Below are 21,217 nucleotides of genomic sequence, written 5' to 3'. Positions count from 1 at the left end.
ATGAAACATAAACTAATCATAGGTATTGCAATTGTAAGTCTTTCTATTACAAGCTGCAAAAAAGAAGTCGAAAATCCGCAAACTAATACATCTTTTGCCTTGAGCGATAATATGCTCAAAACCACTACAACGGCAACAGCTCAAACACAACGTGTGAAAAATGAACTTAGTTTTTACGGAAAAATTACAGCCGATAACAACAAAATGATTGACGTATATCCTCTTGTAGGCGGAAATGTTATCAAAGTAAATGTTGAACTTGGAGATTATGTAAAAAAAGGACAAGTCCTTGCAACCATAAAAAGTACTGATATTGCAGATTTTGAAAAACAATCACTGGATGCAAAAAGTGATTTACTTGTTGCCAAAAACAATTTAAAAGTTGCACAGGAATTATTTGACGGCAAACTAAATTCAGAAAGTGATGTGCTACAGGCTAAATCTGAAGTTACGAAAGCGCAATCGCAATTAAGTAAAATTCAGGAAACCTATAAAATCTACAATATTAAAGCCGGTTCTATTTATGAAGTAACCGCACCAATTAGTGGTTTTATCATTCAGAAAAGTATTAATCAGGATATGTTGCTTCGATCTGATCGTTCTGAAAACATATTTGACATTGCAGAAATTAGCGAAGTTTGGGCAATGGCAAATATCAATGAAATTGACATCAATAAAGTAAAGCTTGGTATTGACGCTGATGTTACAACATTAAGTTATCCAGATAAAGTTTTTAACGGAAAAGTAGATAAAATCTTTAACGTAATTGATCCTGAAACCAAAGCAATGCAAGCCAGAATCAAACTGCAAAACCCTGGATATTTATTAAAACCGGATATGAATGCCAACATTAAATTATCTATTAACGAAGACAAATCAATGATTGCGATTCCTAGTAATGCTATTGTTTTCGATAAAAGTAAAAACTTCGTAATGATCTTTAAAGATCGTCATAATATAGAAACCAGACAGGTCGAAGTATATAGAGTCGTTGGTAAAACAACTTATATTTCAAGTGGTCTAAAAGAAAATGAAAAGGTAATTACCAACAATCAGTTATTTATTTATCGCGCTTTAAACGATTAAGACATGAACAAATTCATAAGAAATATTATTGCTTTTTCGCTTAAGAATAAAGCATTTACCTTTTTCTGGGTTGGTATATTGGCTGTTGCGGGATTTATTTCCTTTAAAAACATGCCTATTGACGCCTTTCCGGATGTAACCAATACACAAATCATTATTATCACACAATGGAATGGTAAAAGTGCTGAAGAAGTAGAACGTTTCGTAACGTCGCCAATAGAAATCTCCATGAATTCTGTTCAAAAAAAGACCAGTGTTCGTAGTATTACCATGTTTGGATTATCAGTAATCAAAATCATTTTTGATGATGGTGTCGATGATACTTTTGCCCGCTTACAAGTAAATAATTTACTGAAAAATGTTTCTCTTCCGGACGATGTTGAGCCAGATGTACAACCGCCTTATGGACCAACTGGGGAAATCTTCAGATATATCGTAAAAAGTGACAGCAGAGACAGTAGAGAATTATTGACTTACCAAAACTGGGTTATCGACAAACAATTGCGTGCCGTTCCTGGTGTAGCTGATTTAAATGTTTTTGGAGGTCAGACTAAAACTTACGAAGTTGGTGTTGATCCTATAAAACTCGCAAAATACAACATTACACCTTTACAGGTTTATAATGCTGTTAATGCCGGAAATTTAAATGTTGGTGGTGATATTATTGAAAAAAACGGACAAGCTTTTGTTGTACGTGGTGTTGGTCTTCTAAAATCGATTCCAGATATCGAAAACATTATTGTTGATGATGCCGGAGGAAATCCAATCTTGGTCAAAAATGTTGCATCCGTTTACGAAAGTTCAATGCCGCGCGTTGGACAAACCGGAATTGGAAAAAATGATGATGCTGTTGAAGGAATTGTTGTAATGCGAAAAGGCGAAAATGCACAAGAAACTTTGGCCTTGATTAAAGATAAGATAAAAGATCTTAACGAGAATGTACTTCCAAAGGACATTAAAATTGAAACCTTTTACGATCGTGATAATCTAATGAATTTCACGACGGAAACCGTAATGCATAATTTATTTGAAGGAATTATTCTGGTTACCTGCGTCGTTTTCTTATTTATGGCCGACTGGAGAACCACATTTACGGTTTCGATTGTCATTCCGCTTTCTTTATTATTTGCCTTTTTGTGTCTGAAAATGATGGGCATGAGTGCCAATCTACTAAGTTTAGGAGCAGTCGATTTTGGAATTATTATTGACGGAGCCGTTGTTATGGTTGAAGGATTATTTGTTGTACTCGATCATCGAGCCCATCAGCTAGGAATGACGGCCTACAATAAAATTGCAAAAGGAAGTATTATTAAGAAAACCGGAACAGAAATGGGTAAAGCTATTTTCTTTTCAAAATTGATTATTATTACTGCCTTATTGCCAATATTCTCTTTCCAGAAAGTTGAAGGAAAAATGTTTTCTCCCCTAGCCTACACTTTAGGCTTTGCATTAATGGGAGCTTTACTTTTCACTTTGACTTTGGTGCCTGTTTTATCACACATTTTATTAAATAAAAATGTAAAAGAAAAACACAATCCATTTGTTAATTTCTGGGATCGAATGGTAGAAAAAGGTTTTGCATGGACTTTTAAACACAAGGTAAAAACTCTAACTGCATCAGTTGGGATTATCGTTGCTGTATTTTTCTCTGCTTCTTTTTTAGGAACCGAATTTCTACCTCAGTTAAATGAAGGAGCATTATGGGTAACGGCCGAATTGCCAATGAGTACTTCACTTCCTGAAAGTGTACAAACTGCAGCCATAATTCGTAAAGATCTGGAAAGTTTTCCTGAAGTAAAAAATGTACTATCGCAAACCGGCCGAAGCAATGACGGAACAGATCCCAACGGATTTGGTTTTATCCAACTTCAGGTTGATTTGAAACCTAAATCAGAATGGAAAAGAAAAATTTCTATGGATGATTTAATTAATGAAATGGACAACAAGTTGAAAGTACATCAGGGAATTACTTATAATTATTCACAACCCGTAATTGATAACGTTGCTGAGTCTGTAGCTGGTTTTAAAGCTTCAAATGCAGTAAAAATTTATGGTGATGATTTAGATAAACTGGATGAACTTTCTAATGATGTTTTAGCAAAAATTAAAAACATTCCCGGTATCAAAGACGTTGGAATTCTTAGAAACGTAGGTCAACCCGAAATCAGCGTTATTTTGGACAGAGAAAAAATGGCAGCTTACGGTGTAACTTTAAGTGATGCGCAAGCTGTTTTAGAGCTGGCTTTTGGAGGAAAAACTGCCACACAAAAGTATGAAGATGAAAAGAAATTTGATGTCAGAGTCCGATTTTCTAAAGAATACCGAAAAGATGAAGAAGATCTAGCGGAACTTAAAGTTCCAACAAGCAGCGGAGCAAAAATTCCGTTAAAAGAAATTTGCGATATAAAAACCGTAACAGGTCCAGCGTTTATTTACAGAGATAATACAAAACGTTTTATCGGAGTTAAATTCTCAGTGCGTGACAGAGATTTAGGAAGTACTATTGCAGAAGCTCAGTCTAAAGTGGCCGAAATAAAAATGCCTACCGGATATACAACCGGATGGACGGGAGAATTTGAAAATCAGGTTCGTGCAAGTGCTCGTTTGGCACAGGTAGTTCCAATAAGTTTACTTGGAATATTTGTTCTTCTTTTTATTTTGTTTGGCAACATAAAAGATTCGTTGCTTGTTTTGGCAAACGTTCCTTTTGCAATTATTGGAGGAATTATGGCTTTGCATATCACAGGAATGAATTTTGGAATCTCGGCAGGTGTTGGTTTTATAGCATTACTTGGAATATGTATTCAAAATGGTGTGATTCTAATATCAGAGTTTCATCATAATATTAAAGCGAAATTTACACTCGAAGAATCGATATTTAAAGGTGTAAAAGCCCGAACAAGAGCCGTAGTTATGACTGCTTTAATGGCTTCGATTGGTTTAATGCCCGCGGCAATTTCAACCGGAATTGGTTCCGAATCACAAAAGCCGCTTGCAATTGTTATTATTGGTGGTTTAATAACTGCAACTATACTGACGTTGCTTATATTTCCAATCATATTCTGGGTTTTCAACCGAAAAAAGAATGTGCCTTTAGAATAAAGAAATTTGATAATTGGTTAAATTAATTTGGTTAAAGAAAAAGCATCATTATTTTTAATGATGCTTTTTTGATTTCGTTACGTTTTTGTTTAATATCTTGCCTATATCTAAAAAATCTATTTTATGAAGTATATTTACTTTTTGATTAGCTTGTTTTTCATCTCCTTATTTGCTTCAGTTATAAATGCTAAAGAAGGTTTTACGTGTTTTCTCGAGATCATTCCTGCCATTATAGGTTTTCTAATTTTAGCATTTACATTTAAAAAATTCCGATTTACAAATTTTACCTATACTTTAATTCTGCTACACTGTATAATTTTATTTATTGGTGGACATTATACTTATGCTGAAGTTCCTTTTTTTGATTACATCAAAGAAGTTTTCCATCAAAGCAGAAACAACTACGATAAAGTTGGGCACTTTGCACAAGGTTTTGTTCCCGCGATGATTATTAGAGAATTGTTCATTCGGAAAGAAGTAATCAGCAATAAAAGTTTTTTCAATTTTATAATTGTCAGCATTTGCCTCGCAATTAGTGCTACTTACGAATTTATAGAATGGTTTGTTTCGTTAGCAACTGGCGAAGGTGGAGATTCATTTCTTGGGACACAAGGATATATTTGGGATACACAATCTGATATGCTGTTTGCTACCATTGGAGCTATTACAGCACTTATATTATTATCAAAAATTCAGGATAGAAAAATACAGGAATTGACTTTCATATAATTGCAAAAAAAAAAGAAAACGACCTACTGCTCAATGAAGGTCGTTTTCTTTATACTAACTCAAACTAAATTTTTAATCTAGGTTTTATTTTAAATCTTTTAAAATTGCAATTGCCTCAGTTGCATTTGAAAGTTCTGCATATTTTAATGCTGTATATCCTTTCTCATTTTTATCTAATGGACGTGCGCCATTCGCCAATAAAAGCTTTAGAATTTCTACTTTGTTGTAACGGGCTGCCGTCATTAAAGGAGACATATCATCAGACTTTTCGTTAACATTTGCGCCGTATTCGATAAATTTCTTTACTACTTCAATGTCACCTTTTAAAACTGCAACATTAAGTGGCGTTGCATCATAATTTGTAACAACAATTGGATTCTCTTTAACTGTTGTTGTGTGATTTGCTGCCATTGATACATTGGCAAAAGCTACTAAAGCTACTCCTAAAATAATTACTGAATTTTTCATGTTGATTGATTGTTAAATTGATTGATGATTTTTAATTTCTAAACAAAGATAATCTATATTCATGTATTATGCATTACAAAGTACTATGTTTTAACTAATTCTTAACATTCATTTAATACTTGGATAAAGAACGAAACCGAATGTAAAATCTTTGTTTCTATAATAGACGCTAACAGAAGTAAAATGTTACACAAAAAATAAAAAAAATCTTAAAAAATAATAATTAAGCATTCTAACCGTATACAATCTAAGATGAACTTTTTTATCTTTACTATACTCAAAAACAAAGATTTATCTAAAAAGGTGGTAGATAATTCACAATTACAAATTTTTTTAAGGCTAACTTTAAAACCAAAATAATATGCGAATTCTTAAAATAGTTTTAATCATTCTTATTCTAGGCATTTCTCTGGTACTTATTTCTGCCTATTTTATGCCAAAAGAATATGCTGTTCAAAGAGAAGTAACAATCAACAAACCTGTTGATACAGTTTTCAATTATGTAAAATTTCTGAAGAACCAAAACGAATTTAGTTACTGGGCAAGTATTGATCCCAAAATGAAAACAAATTACAAAGGCACAGATGGTACAGTAGGTTCAGTCGCTTCTTGGGAAAGCAAAGTAAAAGAAGTAGGTGTTGGCGAGCAGGAAATTACCAAAATTACCGAAGGAAAAAGAATTGATTTCGCGTTACGCTTTAAAGAACCAATGCAAGACACTGCTGAAGGTTTTATGTCGACGGAAAAAATTGCTCAAAATCAAACTAAAGTAAAATGGGCTATAAATGGTATTATTCCGTACCCCATGAATATTATGCTGCCAATGATGAATTTGGATTCCATGCTTGGAAATGATTTACAAAAAGGCTTAGACAATCTAAAAGAAAAAATGGAAAATTAAGTTCCTTAAAAAAAGAGCCTGACTCTTTTAAGTTAGGCTCTTTTTACATTTTAAGTTAGTTCTGTAAAACTAAAAGTCAAAAAAAATGACATTTTAGTTATAATACAAGATTATCATTAAATAATACCATTACAAATTTCCACCATTAGTCAATGCGCCAGTAATTATATCATCAATTTTAAAAGTTGTCTGTGTAGTATTTTCAACTGGGATATTATCAGAAGTAATAGTAAAAATTTTATCCGTACTAGCTCCTTTTACAACATCAATAGAAACTGCTCCTTTAAATTTTGACACATTTGACGCATCAAATATCTCATAGACAATTGTTGGTTTATTAAATATATCGCCTACTCCAGGTCCTTCTACAATTGTTCCGGTAACTTGATCACCACTGATAGTATAGGTATCAAAAACTGGGAAAGCAAGATTCGTACTTGCTCCACGGCTACGAACAGTAAATGTACAACTGTAATTTAAAGTTTTTAATTCTTCTGATAATTGAAAAATAAAAATTGCTCTACCAATAGTTGGAACTAATTCAAACGTTACAGGAGCATTATCTCCTGCGACTATAGTAACAGGATCAATTGGCTTCGAAACATATTTAATAAATGGTGCATAATTGCTTAACTCATTATATACCAAATTTGCAGATGTTTTGTCTCTTATAAATTTATTATCTATGTAAGGAACTAAATCTTCAGATGGACTGTAAGTTCTTGCAACTGCTCTAAGACTTGTTTCTCCTAAAGAAATTCCTCTTAAGATAATATTATCGCTAGCTCCAAGAGTTTCGTCTGATACAATTTCAAACTGATTCTCGATTTCAGTAAGACCTGTTGCTTGCGTATACACATAGATATTTTGCAAACTTACTGGCAAAGTGTTTCTTTTTATAGGTTTTCCTGTAAGATTTGTATTTGAAACCGTTTTTGCATTTATACGCAAAGTAGCTTCCGTTGCAACTGGCTCGTTTTCATCGCTCGAGCAACTGAATAGATTAAAAGCAAATAACAAAAGAAGTAAAGTTTTTTTCATACTTAAAATTTTAGGTTAAGATTAATAGTACCCAAATATATACTATTGCTCAGAATTATAATTATGCTTTCGTCAAAAATTTAATAAATATTTTCTTCGTTCTAAAAAACTAAAAACAGAACTTTCAAACAAGACCAGACAAATTAAAGAATCTCGATATTTTTCTATCTATTTAATAAACATCATTCAAACCAAGTTCAAACAAAATAATTCGTTTTAGCTTTTTGTCTATTATCAATTTGTACAAAAACAAAATGCCCTACTGAATAGTAAGGCATTTTTGTGTTATAAATTTCATAGTTTAAAGAGTTCTTTAAACCATGAAAGACTATCTAGATGCTAGATAATCTAATACATTTTTATCAATACGCTTGTCAATATTATCAATATCAGCTTTAACAAATTTTTCTCCTAGAATGTTTTCGTATAATTCAATATATCTTTCAGAAACTGATTCGATGTAAGTATCTGTCATTTCCGGAATTTGTTGCCCTTCCTGACCTTGAAAACCATTTTCAATCAACCAGCGACGAACGAATTCTTTTGATAATTGTTTTTGCTCCTCTCCTTTTTCTTGTCTTTCTGCATATCCATCAGCATAAAAATAACGAGAAGAATCCGGAGTATGAATTTCATCAATTAAAACAATAACACCGTCTTTTGTTTTTCCGAATTCGTACTTTGTATCAACTAAAATTAATCCGCGTGAAGCAGCAATTTCAGTTCCTCTTTGGAATAAAGCACGAGTATACTTTTCTAAAACTAAATAATCTTCTTCAGAAACAATTCCTTTTGACAAAATGTCTTCACGAGAAATATCTTCGTCATGAGAACCATTATCTGCTTTTGTAGTTGGTGTAATAATTGGTTCAGGAAATTTATCATTTTCTTTTAAACCCTCAGCCATTGTAACTCCGCAGATTTGTCTTCTTCCTGCAGCATATTCACGTGCCGCGTGGCCAGAAACATAACCACGAATAACCATTTCTACTTTGAAAGGTTCGCACAAATGTCCAACAGCAACGTTTGGATCTGGAGTAGCAATTAGCCAGTTTGGCACAATATCTTCAGTCAACTCCATAAATTTTGTTGCAATTTGATTCAGAATCTGTCCTTTATATGGAATACCTTTAGGCAATACCACATCAAAAGCCGAAAGTCTGTCGGTTGCAACCATTACTAAAAGATCGTCATTAATGTTATAAACTTCTCTTACTTTTCCACGGTAAACTGATTTTTGACCCGGGAAATTAAAATTTGTGGTTGTGATGGTGTTACTCATTATCTATAGTTGTGTTGTATTTTTATGAATGCAAATTTAAAACTAATTAAAGTAAAAAAAGAATCTATTCAGATTCTTTTTTTAGTCTCAGTTTTCAGTCTCAGTTACCAGTCTTAAACTGTGACTGAAAATCGAGACTGAAAACTGAGACTGAAAACTGAACACTATTTCTTTAGAAGCGTCGAATTAAATAAATTCAAAATTCGGCTGTATTCATCGATCCAGGAATAGGTTTCTTTAAAACCGTGTGATTCAACCGGGAAAGAAGCCAAACTCCAATTCTTTTTCTCCAATTCAATAAAACGCTGAGACAAACGCACAACATCTTTATATTCAACATTATCGTCAACCATTCCGTGAAGCATTACTAAATTTCCTTTTAAATTATCTGCGAAATAAATTGGTGAACTTTTTTTATACGCTTGTGGATCTGTCTCTGGGAAATTCAAAATATTTCCGGTATAACCGTGATTATAATGTGCCCAGTCTGTAACGGAACGTAATGCAGCGCCCGAAGCAAACTCGCCAGGAGCTGTCAACATTCCCATTAAAGTAATGAAACCTCCGTACGAACCTCCATAAATACCTACTCTATCAGCATCAATTCCGTATTTTTCAATTAATAACTTTTTCCCGTCTAAATGATCAGATAAATCTTTTCCGCCCATAAAACGATAAATTCCAGTTCTAAAATCACGCCCATAACCATCACTTCCCCTATAATCAATATCTAAAACCGTGTATCCCAAATCAGTCAGCATATTATGAAACATATATTCTCTATAATAATTGCTCCAGAAATTATGTGCATTTTGAAGGTAGCCAGCACCGTGAACAAAAATAATTGCTGCTTTATTTTTTGTTTCTGCGCTTGGCGTATAAATTCTCGCATTTACCGGAGTTCCATCCTGTGCATTAAACGTAATCACTTCAGGCGTTCTCCATTGATATTTTTTGAAACCTTCAGTAACCGAAGATGAAATCTGCTGTAAAGTTGTATTCTTTTTATTTTCGGCAACATAAAAATCCCAAGGGATATTTTTGTACGAATAACGAACTAAAAGTGATTTTTCGTCAGGCGAAAGCACAACTTCATGTGCACCATCTTTAGTTAAAATTGGTTGCATAACACCATCGGCAACAGCTAATTTGTAGAAATTTCTATTTCCGGGATGCGTTGTATTTGTTGTCAAATAAAACACTTTTTTATCTTTCGATAAAGAAACCTCACGAACTTCCCAATTTCCTTTTGTTAGTTGCGTTTTTTTCTTCGTTTTTACATTATAAGTATATAAATGAGAATATCCTGTAGCTTCAGATTGAAAGTAAATGGTTTCATTATCAGCTAAAAAACCTAAATTTCCTGATTCAAAAGAATACGATGGAATTCCGGGACCACCAATCCACGCTTCATCATGCTGATATTCAATTTCTTCAAAAGTCCCTTTTTCCAGATTTAAATTTACAAGCCATCTGTCTTTATTATCCTGACTTCTAATTTCGACAATAGCCAATGATCCGTTTTCATTATAAACAGGAGCTTGAGCTACAATCAGTTTATCCTCTTTAGGCTTGTTTTTTAGATTTTCATATTCCTGAAAATATTTTGGTGTGTCCTGAATATGACTTAAAGTCGAAAAATTCACATAATAAACAGTGTCTTTTGCAACAGAATAAATTCCGAATTTCGTTTTTACAAAATTATTTACCGAAACTTTTTCTTTCGTTTCCGGACTTTGGTTATAACCATCAGCAGTAATAAAAACTTCCATTTTTTCTTGCTTCACTTCTATATCTTCAATCAAACTGAAAGTGGCAAAATTTCCGTTTGGATTTACTTTAAGACTCGTAAAATTGTCTTTTCCATAAAAATATTCTTTAGCAAAATCAGATTTTACAGCTTTAGATTTAGCGAGATTCCATTGTTTTTTAGCTTCTTTGTCTCTAATGAACTGAAATAATTCTTTTTGCTGTGTGTTCAAAAAAGTTTCCTTTTCTGGTTTTGTTTCATTTTTAATTCCTTTACTGAAATTGGTAATCTGCAAAACAGTTCCCTCTTTCGTATTGTATTTGAAAATATTATCATTTTGAGAAAAAAACAACACTCCAGCTTCAGATCCTAATTGCAGATTTGATATTGGTGTCGATTGCTGAAGAAGCTTTTTACTAATTTTTGACTGAATTGAGCACGAATACAAACTTCCCTCATAGATATAATAAACAATATCAGAACCGGGTTTGCTTTTGAAATCCATTTGAGAAAAAACAGCTTCTTTTGGCTGAACGATTTCTGGCTTAGTCATTCCTTTTTGCCAATAATACGTACTTGTTCCTAATTCATCTTTTGGATTCCATTCAAAATAAACCTTTTTCCCATCTAAAGACCATCGTCCGTTTGTAGGTTGATTTCCAATGAAAGATTCCCCTTTCATTATTTCTTCTAATTTTAATTGCTGAGAATTTCCAGTTATGGAAAGCAGTAAAAAGGTTAGAATAAAACATTTTTTTATCATGGCAGTTATATTTAAGAAAACAAAAATACACTTTGAGCGCTATTAAAAAAATTGTTTTTACTTAACCAACCACACACTATTAATTTTCAAATGATTACAAAAAAAAATCCTCAAATATTTAGTTTGAGGATTGTAGATATAATTGAATGAAAACCTTATTTAAAACCCAAAATTCCTTTTCCAAAAGACTTTATTGAATTATCAAGATTCCCAAGTGTTGTATTCGGAAGTTTTTTAAAGTCGCTGGTTTTTACAATTAAAATTTGTCCGTGATCTTTAGCCGGCGCATTGGGTACAAAAACAACTGCATTTCCATTTTGATCTTCTTCGATCAAATGCGCAGGTTGCCAGTAATCGCCATTTTTTAATAATATAGGTAAATCAGTACTTGGTTTTTTCTTTCTACCATTTAATTTTTCTTCAGCTTCTTTTTTATTCTTTTCGTAACCTGGCAAAAATATCATCAACTTATCGTCGACCCATTTTGTAAATCTTTTTAATAATGACAAACGCATTAAATACCCACTAAAATACATTAGAAGTACTAAAATTATACCTCCTACAATATCTGTAGCGTATTTTCCCAACACAAGATCCAGACGGAGGAAGTGTGCGAATTTTTCACCATAATTCTGAAAAAACTTCCAGACTTTTTCAAGTAAGACAAAAAAAACAAGAAGTGGCAGTAACAACAATGCTCCGGAAATACAATTTCTCTCAACTTTAGCAAAGAATTCTTTCATCGTTAAAATAAATTAAGATTAAAAAAAAAAGAGCTGATTCACAAAGAACTAGCTCTTATAAAAATAAATATAATTTATTAGTTAGCAATAAAATAACTACAAAAACATTTTTGCAATTAACTTACTGCAAATTCTTTATCAAGAATTTTTGATGCAATATATCTCGCAACACCATCTTCGGCATTTGTTTTTATAACCTCTAAATTTGGTAATGTTTCTTTCAAAATTGCTGGAGCATTCCCCATTATCAAACCTTTTCCTGAAGAAGACAACATTTGGACATCATTGAATCCGTCTCCAAATGAAACCGCTTCCGCTAATGTAAAACCTTCTTTTTCCAAAACCTGTTCTATAGCAACTGCTTTATCCACAGATTTATCCATAAACTCCAAACAAGTTGGCAAGCTAAATGCATGATGCAAATGTTCTGAAGAATTGGCCAAAACTGCATCTTTTAATTTTACTAATTTCTCATGATTTTCGCATGAAAAGAAGATTTTTATTGCGCCAAAATCTTCCAGATTATTATAATCAACCAGCTCAGGACGGTATTTTAGATCCGCCTGAAAAGCATTCAGTTTTTCATTTACTTTGTTGGTTTGCCAAACATTTTCTTTGAATAAAACCACCGTAATCTCCGGATCGATTTCAACATTCAAAGCCGCTTTAACTACTTCACTGTCCAGATTAAATGCAAAAAGTTCTTCTTTATTTGGCGAATGAATTCTCGCTCCGTTTGAACTCACTAAATATACCGGAACTTCAAGCGTATCAATAATAGCCATTGCATCAAGATGATGACGACCTGTAGCTACAACGATAAGATAATTTTGATTGTGAAGTTCCTGAAAAATGGATTTTGTGTATTCTGAAATTCTATGCTGAGGGTTGAGTAAAGTTCCGTCAAGATCACTTACTACAACTTTTATATTTTTAAGTTTTGTCATATTAATTGTCAACTATTTTGTTTTGCAAATTTAAGGCTTTAAGATGGGAAGACCAAAGTTTAGAAGGTTTTAAGGCCAGATATAAGGCAAGTTTATTATTTATTTAACTATTTCGTTAAATAATACTTATTAAACAATTTAAAGCTTTATAATTCCCGATTTATATAAATTCAACGCTTTTATTAAAACAGATTCAATTTGTTCTAAAGGCAAATCCTGATTTGGATCCAACAGCATTATTTTCATTCTTGAACGTGCTTCCTGAAGCATAAAAGGTTCATCAAAGTATTTTCCTTCAACTATACTCAAATAAGGCTTTTTGTATTTTTTATGAATCCATAAATAACAGAACATTTTTCCTTTATAACAAAAAAATGGCATTCCGTATTTTAGAACGTGCGTAATGTCTTTGTCTTGTTTTAAAATGATTTCTTTTAATGCAAGAAATGTCCCTTTTATAGGTTCTTCTTGATTTAAGTAGAAATCGTCTAGTTGTTTCATTTTTCAAATTATTCGTAAATTCTTGCTCCTTTAAAAATATCAGAAAAAGTCTTCCAGTCAGGTTTGTCCGCGTCAACATTCTGTTTTGTATTATCATAATAACCTTGAATATCTTCCGCATAGCTCGCTAAACTTTCCAAGAAGTCGTGCAAAGTTTTATTTTCCCAATTATCAGGATTACCTAAAAGATCTTCATGTAATAATTCGATAAATTTCGCAAAACTTCCTCTATCATTAACTTCGAAATTATCAATTATATCCTTCATAAAAAATTATTAAAAAAAATATTCGTTTTGCACCTTTCAAAAAGAAAGACACAAAACGAATATTAATAAATGTTAAAACACATTTCACGATTTACATTTAACATTTCACTAAAATTAAACTTTAGTCGTGGTTTTCTATTTGCTTGTAAGCGTCGATTACCTTTTTCACTAATCTGTGGCGAACGATATCTTTATCATCAAGATAAATAATTCCGATTCCTTCAATGTCTTTCAGAACCAAAATCGCTTCTTTAAGACCAGAAATAGTTCTTCGTGGCAAATCGACCTGACCAGGATCACCTGTAATCATAAATTTGGCGTTTTTTCCCATACGGGTCAAGAACATCTTCATTTGTGAGTGCGTGGTATTTTGCGCTTCATCCAAAATTACAAAAGCATTATCTAGAGTACGTCCGCGCATAAAAGCCAAAGGCGCAATCTGAATAATTCCTTTTAAGATGTAATCTTCGAGTTTTTCGTTAGGAAGCATATCGCGCAAAGCGTCATAAAGCGGCTGCATGTAAGGATCCAGTTTTTCTTTCATATCGCCGGGTAAAAATCCAAGGTTCTCCCCTGCTTCTACCGCCGGTCGCGTTAAAATAATCCTTTTTACTTCTTTGTCTTTTAGCGCTTTAACAGCCATTGCAACACCCGTATACGTTTTTCCGGTTCCGGCAGGTCCAATTGCAAACACCATATCATTTTTTTTGATCGTGTCTACCAGTAACTGCTGGTTAGGCGTCATGGCTTTAATTATTTTACCGCCAACTCCGTGAACTAAAATTTTGTCATGATCATAAGCTTTTTTCTCTTCCTGACCATCACTCATTATTACACGTTCAATTACATTGTCATCAATGTTGTTGTATCTGGTAAAATGAAGCATAAGCCTCTGAAATCTCTTTTCGAATTCATCTAAAACTTCTTTTTCGCCAAAGGCTTTCAAAGTGGTCCCTCGCGCTACGATTTTAAGCTTTGGGTAGTACTTTTTAATAATTTCAAGATGAGAATCCTGCGCGCCCCAAAAGTCTTTTGGAGCGATGTCTATTAGCTCGATAATTCTTTCGTTCAAATGAGATAAATTTAAATTAAAAATAAATTTGTTTTGTAAATCTATGGCTGTCGGGTATTTTTTAGTTTAAAGTTTTCAGTAGCAGTCTCAGTTTAAAAATCTCTTAAGAAACTTTCCAAACTAAATACTGATTATTTACTATCTTTCAAAATTCAATTCTTTTTACGGACTGAAAACTGAAACTGAATACTAAGACTATTCTAATAATAATTTGTCTTTTCTTTCTTTCAATTTGTATTTAGTATTATTAGATTTGCATTTCTCAAATTTAATGAAAATTAGATTTAAATACTATCAATAGTTATAAACAAAATGATGTCAATAATTACCCTCACTACTGATTACGGCTTAAAAGACCACTTTGTTGGTTCGCTGAAGGGTAAATTACTTTCTGAAAATCCAAAGGCTCAGATCGTTGACATTTCTCATGACATTGATCCTTTTAATACTGCCGAAGCTAGCTATGTAATTGGCGCCTCCTACTTGAGTTTTCCAAAAGGAACTGTACACCTTATTGGTGTTGATATTGAACGCAATAAAGAGAACCAGCATATTGCCATGCAATGGAATGATCATTACTTTATTTGTGCCGATAACGGAATATTAAGTATGCTTACGCAGAAAATTGTTCCGCAAAAAATTGTGGCAATCAATATTCACGATCGTTTCCCGATAGAATCTACCGATTTGGATATTTTTATTCAAGTGGCTTCACATTTAGCTAAAGGCGGATTACTGAATGTAATTGGCAAAGAAATTTCGGCCGTTAAAGAGGTTACAGAACTTCAGGCTGTTGTTGGTGCAGACGGAAATTCATTAAAAGGCTATGTTATTTACATCGATCATTTCGGAAACGTTGTGACTAATATTTCTAAAAAACAGTTTTTGGAAATTTCCCGAGGCCGTCCTTACGAAATCGTGATGAAACCAAAAAGTATTAAAACAATACTTCCTAATTATTCGGCTATTGCAACTTCAGATAAATATCCGATTAAAACCTATGAAGGAGAAAAACTAGCTATTTTCAATGAAGCCGGTTTTCTTGAAATTGCAATTTTTAGAAGCAATCCTTCAAAAGTTGGCTCTGCAAATAGTTTGTTGGGATTGAATTATCGTGATGTTATTACAATTAAGTTTTCATAATAATCGCTTGTAGATTTAGCTGATTGTGCAGATTTACACTGAATTTATTTCGCCTTTTTTGTCATTTCTACGAAGGAGAAATCTCCACGAGTAACTCTACAAAGATTGACTACTTTTCATGCGGAGTTTCTTGCGAAGATTTCTCCTTCGTCGAAATGACAATATTGTCTAAAAACTATTCTAAATTTTCACAAAAAGAACAATCAATTTTGGTATTTTTGCGCACCTGAAATGCTTTTAGACTGCAACAAATCTAAAATCTAATTTCAGAAATCTAAAATTGAATATATGTTCGTAAGAATAGTAAAAATGAGTTTTCACGAAGAAAAAATTCCTGATTTTCTAGAGAATTTTGAATCCATAAAACATAAAATACGAAATGCCGAAGGAAATCGTTTTTTAGAATTGTATCAGGATAAAAATGACAAATGTATTTTCTTTACCTATAGTTATTGGGAAACCGAAGAAGATTTAGAAAATTACAGACAATCTGAACTTTTTGACACTGTTTGGAGTTTTACAAAGAAACTATTCAATGCAAAACCAGAAGCCTGGAGTGTAGATAAAGTTGTTTCTTTAGTTTAAACTTTCAGGGTTCTAGTAACTTCTAGAAGGTAAAATTTTAACGCAAAGAACACAAAGAGTATATTTAAAAAAGGTTTTACAAAACGCAAAGTTCGCAAAGTAAGTCAACTTGAAACATGAAACGTGAAACCAAAAAAAATAATTACACATTAAACAAATAAACGAATAAACGTTATACATGAAATCAATCATTTTAAGAGAAATAAAATCCTTTTTTGGCTCTCCTATTGGCTATTTGGTCATTGCGATTTTCTTAATCAGCAACGGACTATTTTTATGGGTATTTGAAGGAGATTACAATATACTAAACACAGGTTATGCTGATTTGACTCCGTTTTTCACTTTGGCACCGTGGATTTTAATTTTCTTAATCCCAGCCGTTACCATGAGAAGTTTCTCTGACGAGAGAAAACAAGGAACACTTGAGTTGCTACTGACTAAACCATTGTCAGCTTGGGAAATTGTAAACGGAAAATTTTTCGGGTCGTTTTTGCTTATTATTTTGGCAATTATTCCAACATTTATTTATGTAAAAGTGATTTCAAGTTTAGGCTTACCTGAAGGAAATATCGATATGGGAAGTACGATTGGTTCTTATTTTGGATTGTTATTTTTGATTGCATCTTATTCTGCAATTGGTGTTTTCACTTCTACTTTATCAGAAAATCAAATCGTTGCCTTTATAATTGCAGTATTTCTTTGCTTTATATTTTATTTTGGTTTTGAAGGTATTGCTTCATTGCTTCCGGGTCAGTCTACTATTATTTCGGCTTTTGGAATGCAGGATCACTTTAAAAGTATGAGTCGTGGCGTCATTGACACTCGCGATATAATTTATTTCCTAAGCATTACCATATTATTCCTGTCAATTACCGTTTACCAATTAAAATCTTTTAAAGCGTAATGAAAGTATCTAATAAATTAAATTTAAAAACATTAGGCATTACAATTTTTGTTTTAATTGTTTTAAATGTACTCGGAACTCTATTTTTCCATCGTTTTGATTTAACGAAAGACAAACGTTATACTTTATCTCAAACTTCACTAAATATTGTAAAACAGGTTAAAAATCCGTTGTCGATTAAAATTTATATGCAAGGAGAACTTCCTGCAGATTTTAGACGTTTACAACAGGAAACCAAACAATTACTTGAAGAATTTCAGGCTTATAATAGCAATATTGTTTTTGAATTCGTAAATCCGATGGAGAACGAGGACGAAAGCATGGAAATTGTAAAATCACTTTATCAAAAAGGTCTTACGCCTGTAAATATTACTGTTGATGACAAAGGAAAACAATCTCAGGCAATGGTTTTTCCTTGGGCAGTTGCAGTTTATAACAGTAAAGAAGTTAATATTCCTCTATTGAAAAACATAATGGGAGCTTCGACTACAAAAAAAGTAACCGGTTCTATTCAGCATTTAGAATATTCGATTGCAGATGCGATAAATAAAATTACCAAAGAAAGACAGAAAAAAGTCGCTATCATAAAAGGAAATGGCGAATTGTCTGAAATACATATCGGAAAATTATTGCGTCAAATAAAAGAAAGTTATTACATCGGGCCTTTTACTTTAGACTCTGTAACCAAAGATCCAAACGGAACTTTGAATGCTTTAAAAAAATACGATTTAGCTATTATATCAAAACCAACAGAGAAATTTTCTGATGAAGAAAAACAAGTTCTCGATCAGTTTATTATAAATGGCGGAAAAACAATCTGGATGGTGGATCAGGTTGCTTCTGATATGGATAGTTTGTACAATCAGGCGGGCGCAACTTTGGCTTATCCAAGAGATTTGAACCTGAATGATATGTTTTTCAAATACGGTTTCAGAATTAATCCTGATCTTATAAAAGACGAACAAGGTGCTCCAATAAAACTGGCAACCGGAGAACAAGGAAGTGCCACGCAATATCAGGATTTTATCTGGAAATTTGCTCCTATTGTTATTCCTTCAAATCAACATCCAATAGTAAAAAATCTGGGGGGAATTAAATTTGATTTCGCCAGCCCGATTGATACTTTAAAAAACGGAATCAAAAAAACAGTTTTATTACAATCTTCTCAATATTCAAAACAAATTGGCACGCCTACCGAAATAAATCTGAATATAGTAACCGAAAAGACTTCTCCAGAAGAATATGCAAACAAAGGCAATTTGCCACTAGCTGTTTTATTAGAAGGAAACTTCCATTCGGTTTTCGAAAATCGAGTTTTACCTTTTAAAGACAATTCGTTTAGCACAAAAGGAAAGCCTGCAAAAATGATTGTTATTTCTGATGGCGATATCGCCAGAAATCAATTGGACAAAAACATGATGCCGGTTGAATTGGGATACGATCAAAGAACAGGAAACCTTTATGACAACAAAGATTTTATGATGAATTGCGTCAATTATCTTTTAGATGATACCGGACTTATTAACATTAGAAGTAAAGATGTCGAATTGCCATTATTGGACAAAGAAAAGGTTTATGAAAATTATACAACAGTACAATTCATAACTATCGGACTTCCAATTCTAATTTTAGCACTTTTTGGACTGGCTTTTACCTTCATCAGAAAAAGAAAATACAGCAAATAGATGTTAATAAAAAAATTGCAAAACTAAGATAGTTTACGATATATTTGTAATCCGTATCTTTAGCGGGAATTGTTAAGGAATACACCAAAAAAATAAAACAAAAGAGATGAAATTTATAGTATCGAGTTCGTACTTATTAAAACAATTACAAGTTTTAGGCAGTGTCATTAACAGCAACAATACGCTACCTATTTTAGATAACTTTTTATTTGAACTAGATAATAATGAGTTGACTGTTTCGGCTTCAGATCTTGAAACCACTATGTCGGCTACATTATCAATCGATTCTACAAGTAAAGGAAGTGTTGCTGTACCTGCAAAACTTTTGCTTGAAATTTTAAAAACGTTTCCGGAACAACCTTTAACTTTTACAGTTGAAGACAATAATACGGTTGAGATTAGTTCTAACTCAGGAAAATATGCTTTAGCATATGCTGCAGGTGAAGAATTTCCGAAATCTGTAAATCTTGAGGATCCGTCTGTAACTCTTGTTCCTGCTGATGTTTTAGCAACTGCTGTGAGCAAAACTATTTTCGCTGCCGGAAACGATGATTTACGTCCGGTAATGTCGGGAGTTTTCTTCCAATTTTCACCAGAAGGTTTAACTTTTGTTGCTACAGATGCTCACAAATTAGTTAAATATGCACGTACAGATGTAAAAGCATCTCAGGTTGCTGACTTTATTATGCCAAAGAAACCTTTAAATATCTTAAAAAGTATTTTAGGAAGTTCTGATGCTGAAGTAAAAATCGAATACAATGATTCAAATGCAACGTTCTCATTTGACAATTATATTTTAATGTGTCGTTTAATTGATGGAAAATACCCAAATTACGAAGCGGTAATTCCAAAAGAAAATCCAAACAAATTAATGATTGACCGTTCTTTATTTTTAAGTTCAGTTAAACGTGTTGCGATTTTCTCAAACAAAACCACACACCAAATTCGTTTAAAAATTGCTGGAGCTGAATTAAATGTTTCTGCCGAAGATATCGATTACTCCAATAAAGCCGAAGAAAGACTAACTTGCGATTATCAAGGAGATGATCTACAAATTGGTTTTAATTCACGTTTTTTAACTGAAATGCTTACTAATTTGCAATCTGACATGATTATGTTGGAAATGTCATTACCTAACAGAGCCGGAATTTTGACTCCGGTTGATGGTCTTGAAGAAGGAGAAACCGTTACAATGTTAGTAATGCCTGTTATGTTAAATAGTTAACATCAAAACTTCTTTTTGTTACAGGGATTTTTTTTAGTTTCGAATTAAAGACATATCATTGTAAAAAAAAAATATCGCTATTAACCAACCATTTTTTATACCTAGAAACCGCAATTCTTTTTTTAAGATTTGCGGTTTTTTATTTGGGAAACTATGTGTGTAATTTTTAACACAGAGTACGCTAAGATTTTATATGTAGATTGCATTTACAATACACAAAGTTCACAAAGCTATGTCTACACAAAACTTTGTGAACTTTGTGATTTAGAACTACATTATATAAAAAATCTTAGCGTACTCTGTGTTAAAAATTACGCGCCCAAATACAAACCTAAATTTTTCTTTAACTTTGTAATATGAAAATAGAAATTTGGTCGGACATCATGTGTCCGTTTTGTTATATCGGAAAAAGACAATTGGAATCGGCTTTAGCTAAATTTCCAAATGATCAGTTTGAAATAGAATGGAAAAGTTTTCAACTTGATCCAACAATTACCCCACAACCAGAAAAAGACGTTTATACGTATTTAGCGGAACGAAAAGGCATGTCTGTTGAACAATCTAAAGAAATGCACAAAGACGTAACAGAACGCGCCAAAAGTGTTGGTTTAGATTATAATTTTGACAAAGCTGTTATTTCAAATTCTTTAACTGCGCACAGAATCATTCAACTTGCAAAAAGCCAAAACTTAGGCGATGCAATGGAAGAAATCTTTTTTAAAGCGTATTTTACAGAAGGCCGTGATTTAAATGATGGTCCAACTTTAATTGAACTGGCAGAAAAAGCCGGATTATCAAGAGACAACGTTTTGGAAGTTTTAGAAAGCGAGAACTTATATTTAAAAGAAGTTGAACACGATATTTCTGAAGCACAGCAAATTGGCGTTCAAGGCGTTCCCTTTTTTGTTTTTGACAGAAAATATGCCGTATCAGGAGCTCAGCCTGTAGAAGCTTTTGTAAACACTATTAATGAAGTATTGAAATAATTCCTGTTCTTACTTTAAAAAGAAACCAAACAAGTCCA

Annotated in this window: 19 protein-coding genes; 10 read left to right on the top strand and 9 right to left on the bottom strand. The window is 32.6% G+C overall.

Annotation, left to right across the window (positions count from 1 at the left end):
- The 3 genes from BD847_RS16485 to BD847_RS16475 all read left to right on the top strand — a co-directional run bounded on the left by BD847_RS16485 (position 1) and on the right by BD847_RS16475 (position 4,917).
- Positions 1-1,086: an efflux RND transporter periplasmic adaptor subunit gene (locus BD847_RS16485; protein WP_115889357.1), complete on the top strand. Its 1,086-nt coding sequence runs from the start codon at positions 1-3 to the stop codon at positions 1,084-1,086.
- Between the two features lie 3 nt (positions 1,087-1,089).
- Positions 1,090-4,188, top strand: a complete 3,099-nt coding sequence (locus BD847_RS16480) for an efflux RND transporter permease subunit (RefSeq protein ID WP_115889356.1) — start codon at positions 1,090-1,092, stop codon at positions 4,186-4,188.
- A gap of 123 nt (positions 4,189-4,311) precedes the next feature.
- Positions 4,312-4,917: a DUF2238 domain-containing protein gene (locus BD847_RS16475; protein ID WP_115889355.1), complete on the top strand. Its 606-nt coding sequence runs from the start codon at positions 4,312-4,314 to the stop codon at positions 4,915-4,917.
- A gap of 84 nt (positions 4,918-5,001) precedes the next feature.
- On the opposite strand, the gene BD847_RS16470 is transcribed toward BD847_RS16475, so the two are convergent.
- Complete coding sequence (locus tag BD847_RS16470) at positions 5,002-5,385, bottom strand: ankyrin repeat domain-containing protein (protein ID WP_115889354.1); 384 nt, start codon at positions 5,383-5,385, stop codon at positions 5,002-5,004.
- Between the two features lie 361 nt (positions 5,386-5,746).
- Here BD847_RS16470 and BD847_RS16465 point away from each other — a divergent pair, with 361 nt between their 5' ends.
- Positions 5,747-6,286, top strand: coding sequence for an SRPBCC family protein (locus BD847_RS16465; protein ID WP_115889353.1), 540 nt, complete (start codon positions 5,747-5,749; stop codon positions 6,284-6,286).
- Positions 6,287-6,415: 129 nt separating this feature from the next.
- Here the strand turns inward: BD847_RS16465 and BD847_RS16460 are convergent, their stop codons facing one another.
- The 8 genes from BD847_RS16460 to BD847_RS16425 all read right to left on the bottom strand — a co-directional run bounded on the left by BD847_RS16460 (position 6,416) and on the right by BD847_RS16425 (position 14,651).
- A complete protein-coding gene (locus BD847_RS16460) occupies positions 6,416-7,327 on the bottom strand; it encodes a hypothetical protein (RefSeq protein ID WP_115889352.1) in 912 nt (303 codons plus the stop codon).
- 328 nt (positions 7,328-7,655) lie between these two features.
- Entirely contained in the window at positions 7,656-8,609 is a 954-nt protein-coding gene (locus tag BD847_RS16455; protein WP_115889351.1) for a phosphoribosylaminoimidazolesuccinocarboxamide synthase, read from the bottom strand.
- A gap of 164 nt (positions 8,610-8,773) precedes the next feature.
- A complete protein-coding gene (locus tag BD847_RS16450; RefSeq protein ID WP_115889350.1) occupies positions 8,774-11,122 on the bottom strand; it encodes a S9 family peptidase in 2,349 nt (782 codons plus the stop codon).
- Positions 11,123-11,277: 155 nt separating this feature from the next.
- Positions 11,278-11,865 carry a hypothetical protein gene (locus tag BD847_RS16445; RefSeq protein ID WP_115889349.1) on the bottom strand — a complete coding sequence of 196 codons (588 nt, stop codon included), beginning with the start codon at positions 11,863-11,865 and terminating at the stop codon, positions 11,278-11,280.
- A 116-nt stretch (positions 11,866-11,981) separates the two neighbouring features.
- On the bottom strand, positions 11,982-12,812 hold the full coding sequence (locus tag BD847_RS16440) for a Cof-type HAD-IIB family hydrolase (protein ID WP_115889348.1): 831 nt from the start codon (positions 12,810-12,812) through the stop codon (positions 11,982-11,984).
- A 138-nt stretch (positions 12,813-12,950) separates the two neighbouring features.
- Positions 12,951-13,313 (bottom strand): DUF1801 domain-containing protein, encoded by a 363-nt coding sequence (locus BD847_RS16435; RefSeq protein WP_115889347.1) that lies wholly within the window; start codon positions 13,311-13,313, stop codon positions 12,951-12,953.
- A gap of 8 nt (positions 13,314-13,321) precedes the next feature.
- Complete coding sequence (locus BD847_RS16430) at positions 13,322-13,579, bottom strand: DUF7660 family protein (RefSeq protein ID WP_115889346.1); 258 nt, start codon at positions 13,577-13,579, stop codon at positions 13,322-13,324.
- A gap of 121 nt (positions 13,580-13,700) precedes the next feature.
- Positions 13,701-14,651: a PhoH family protein gene (locus BD847_RS16425; protein ID WP_035652417.1), complete on the bottom strand. Its 951-nt coding sequence runs from the start codon at positions 14,649-14,651 to the stop codon at positions 13,701-13,703.
- A 315-nt stretch (positions 14,652-14,966) separates the two neighbouring features.
- On the opposite strand from BD847_RS16425, the gene BD847_RS16420 reads away from it, so the two are divergent.
- The 6 genes from BD847_RS16420 to BD847_RS16395 all read left to right on the top strand — a co-directional run bounded on the left by BD847_RS16420 (position 14,967) and on the right by BD847_RS16395 (position 21,179).
- The gene (locus BD847_RS16420) at positions 14,967-15,794 is read left to right on the top strand and encodes an SAM hydrolase/SAM-dependent halogenase family protein (RefSeq protein WP_115889345.1); all 828 of its coding nucleotides are present in this window, start codon (positions 14,967-14,969) and stop codon (positions 15,792-15,794) included.
- Positions 15,795-16,082: 288 nt separating this feature from the next.
- Positions 16,083-16,379: a putative quinol monooxygenase gene (locus BD847_RS16415; protein ID WP_115889344.1), complete on the top strand. Its 297-nt coding sequence runs from the start codon at positions 16,083-16,085 to the stop codon at positions 16,377-16,379.
- A 178-nt stretch (positions 16,380-16,557) separates the two neighbouring features.
- A complete protein-coding gene (gene gldF / locus BD847_RS16410) occupies positions 16,558-17,283 on the top strand; it encodes a gliding motility-associated ABC transporter permease subunit GldF (RefSeq protein ID WP_115889343.1) in 726 nt (241 codons plus the stop codon).
- Complete coding sequence (gene gldG, locus BD847_RS16405; RefSeq protein ID WP_115889342.1) at positions 17,283-18,968, top strand: gliding motility-associated ABC transporter substrate-binding protein GldG; 1,686 nt, start codon at positions 17,283-17,285, stop codon at positions 18,966-18,968. Before gldF ends, gldG begins: the two co-directional genes overlap by 1 nt.
- Positions 18,969-19,074: 106 nt before the next feature.
- On the top strand, positions 19,075-20,193 hold the full coding sequence (gene dnaN, locus BD847_RS16400) for a DNA polymerase III subunit beta (protein ID WP_115889341.1): 1,119 nt from the start codon (positions 19,075-19,077) through the stop codon (positions 20,191-20,193).
- A 356-nt stretch (positions 20,194-20,549) separates the two neighbouring features.
- Entirely contained in the window at positions 20,550-21,179 is a 630-nt protein-coding gene (locus BD847_RS16395) for a DsbA family oxidoreductase (protein ID WP_115889340.1), read from the top strand.
- Positions 21,180-21,217 lie beyond the last annotated feature (38 nt).

Origin of the sequence: Flavobacterium cutihirudinis (assembly GCF_003385895.1) — a bacterium.
Taxonomy (GTDB): domain Bacteria; phylum Bacteroidota; class Bacteroidia; order Flavobacteriales; family Flavobacteriaceae; genus Flavobacterium; species Flavobacterium cutihirudinis.
This window is presented reverse-complemented; position numbering and strand designations above follow the sequence as displayed.

Coding starts and splice junctions, on each gene's coding strand:
- BD847_RS16450 (WP_115889350.1), bottom strand. CDS start 11,122: ATGATAAAAAAATGTTTTATTCTAACCTTTTTACTGCTTTCCATAACT.
- gldF (WP_115889343.1), top strand. CDS start 16,558: ATGAAATCAATCATTTTAAGAGAAATAAAATCCTTTTTTGGCTCTCCT.
- BD847_RS16455 (WP_115889351.1), bottom strand. CDS start 8,609: ATGAGTAACACCATCACAACCACAAATTTTAATTTCCCGGGTCAAAAA.
- BD847_RS16480 (WP_115889356.1), top strand. CDS start 1,090: ATGAACAAATTCATAAGAAATATTATTGCTTTTTCGCTTAAGAATAAA.
- gldG (WP_115889342.1), top strand. CDS start 17,283: ATGAAAGTATCTAATAAATTAAATTTAAAAACATTAGGCATTACAATT.
- BD847_RS16440 (WP_115889348.1), bottom strand. CDS start 12,812: ATGACAAAACTTAAAAATATAAAAGTTGTAGTAAGTGATCTTGACGGA.
- BD847_RS16475 (WP_115889355.1), top strand. CDS start 4,312: ATGAAGTATATTTACTTTTTGATTAGCTTGTTTTTCATCTCCTTATTT.
- dnaN (WP_115889341.1), top strand. CDS start 19,075: ATGAAATTTATAGTATCGAGTTCGTACTTATTAAAACAATTACAAGTT.
- BD847_RS16430 (WP_115889346.1), bottom strand. CDS start 13,579: ATGAAGGATATAATTGATAATTTCGAAGTTAATGATAGAGGAAGTTTT.
- BD847_RS16435 (WP_115889347.1), bottom strand. CDS start 13,313: ATGAAACAACTAGACGATTTCTACTTAAATCAAGAAGAACCTATAAAA.
- BD847_RS16460 (WP_115889352.1), bottom strand. CDS start 7,327: ATGAAAAAAACTTTACTTCTTTTGTTATTTGCTTTTAATCTATTCAGT.
- BD847_RS16445 (WP_115889349.1), bottom strand. CDS start 11,865: ATGAAAGAATTCTTTGCTAAAGTTGAGAGAAATTGTATTTCCGGAGCA.
- BD847_RS16465 (WP_115889353.1), top strand. CDS start 5,747: ATGCGAATTCTTAAAATAGTTTTAATCATTCTTATTCTAGGCATTTCT.
- BD847_RS16485 (WP_115889357.1), top strand. CDS start 1: ATGAAACATAAACTAATCATAGGTATTGCAATTGTAAGTCTTTCTATT.
- BD847_RS16420 (WP_115889345.1), top strand. CDS start 14,967: ATGTCAATAATTACCCTCACTACTGATTACGGCTTAAAAGACCACTTT.
- BD847_RS16470 (WP_115889354.1), bottom strand. CDS start 5,385: ATGAAAAATTCAGTAATTATTTTAGGAGTAGCTTTAGTAGCTTTTGCC.
- BD847_RS16395 (WP_115889340.1), top strand. CDS start 20,550: ATGAAAATAGAAATTTGGTCGGACATCATGTGTCCGTTTTGTTATATC.
- BD847_RS16415 (WP_115889344.1), top strand. CDS start 16,083: ATGTTCGTAAGAATAGTAAAAATGAGTTTTCACGAAGAAAAAATTCCT.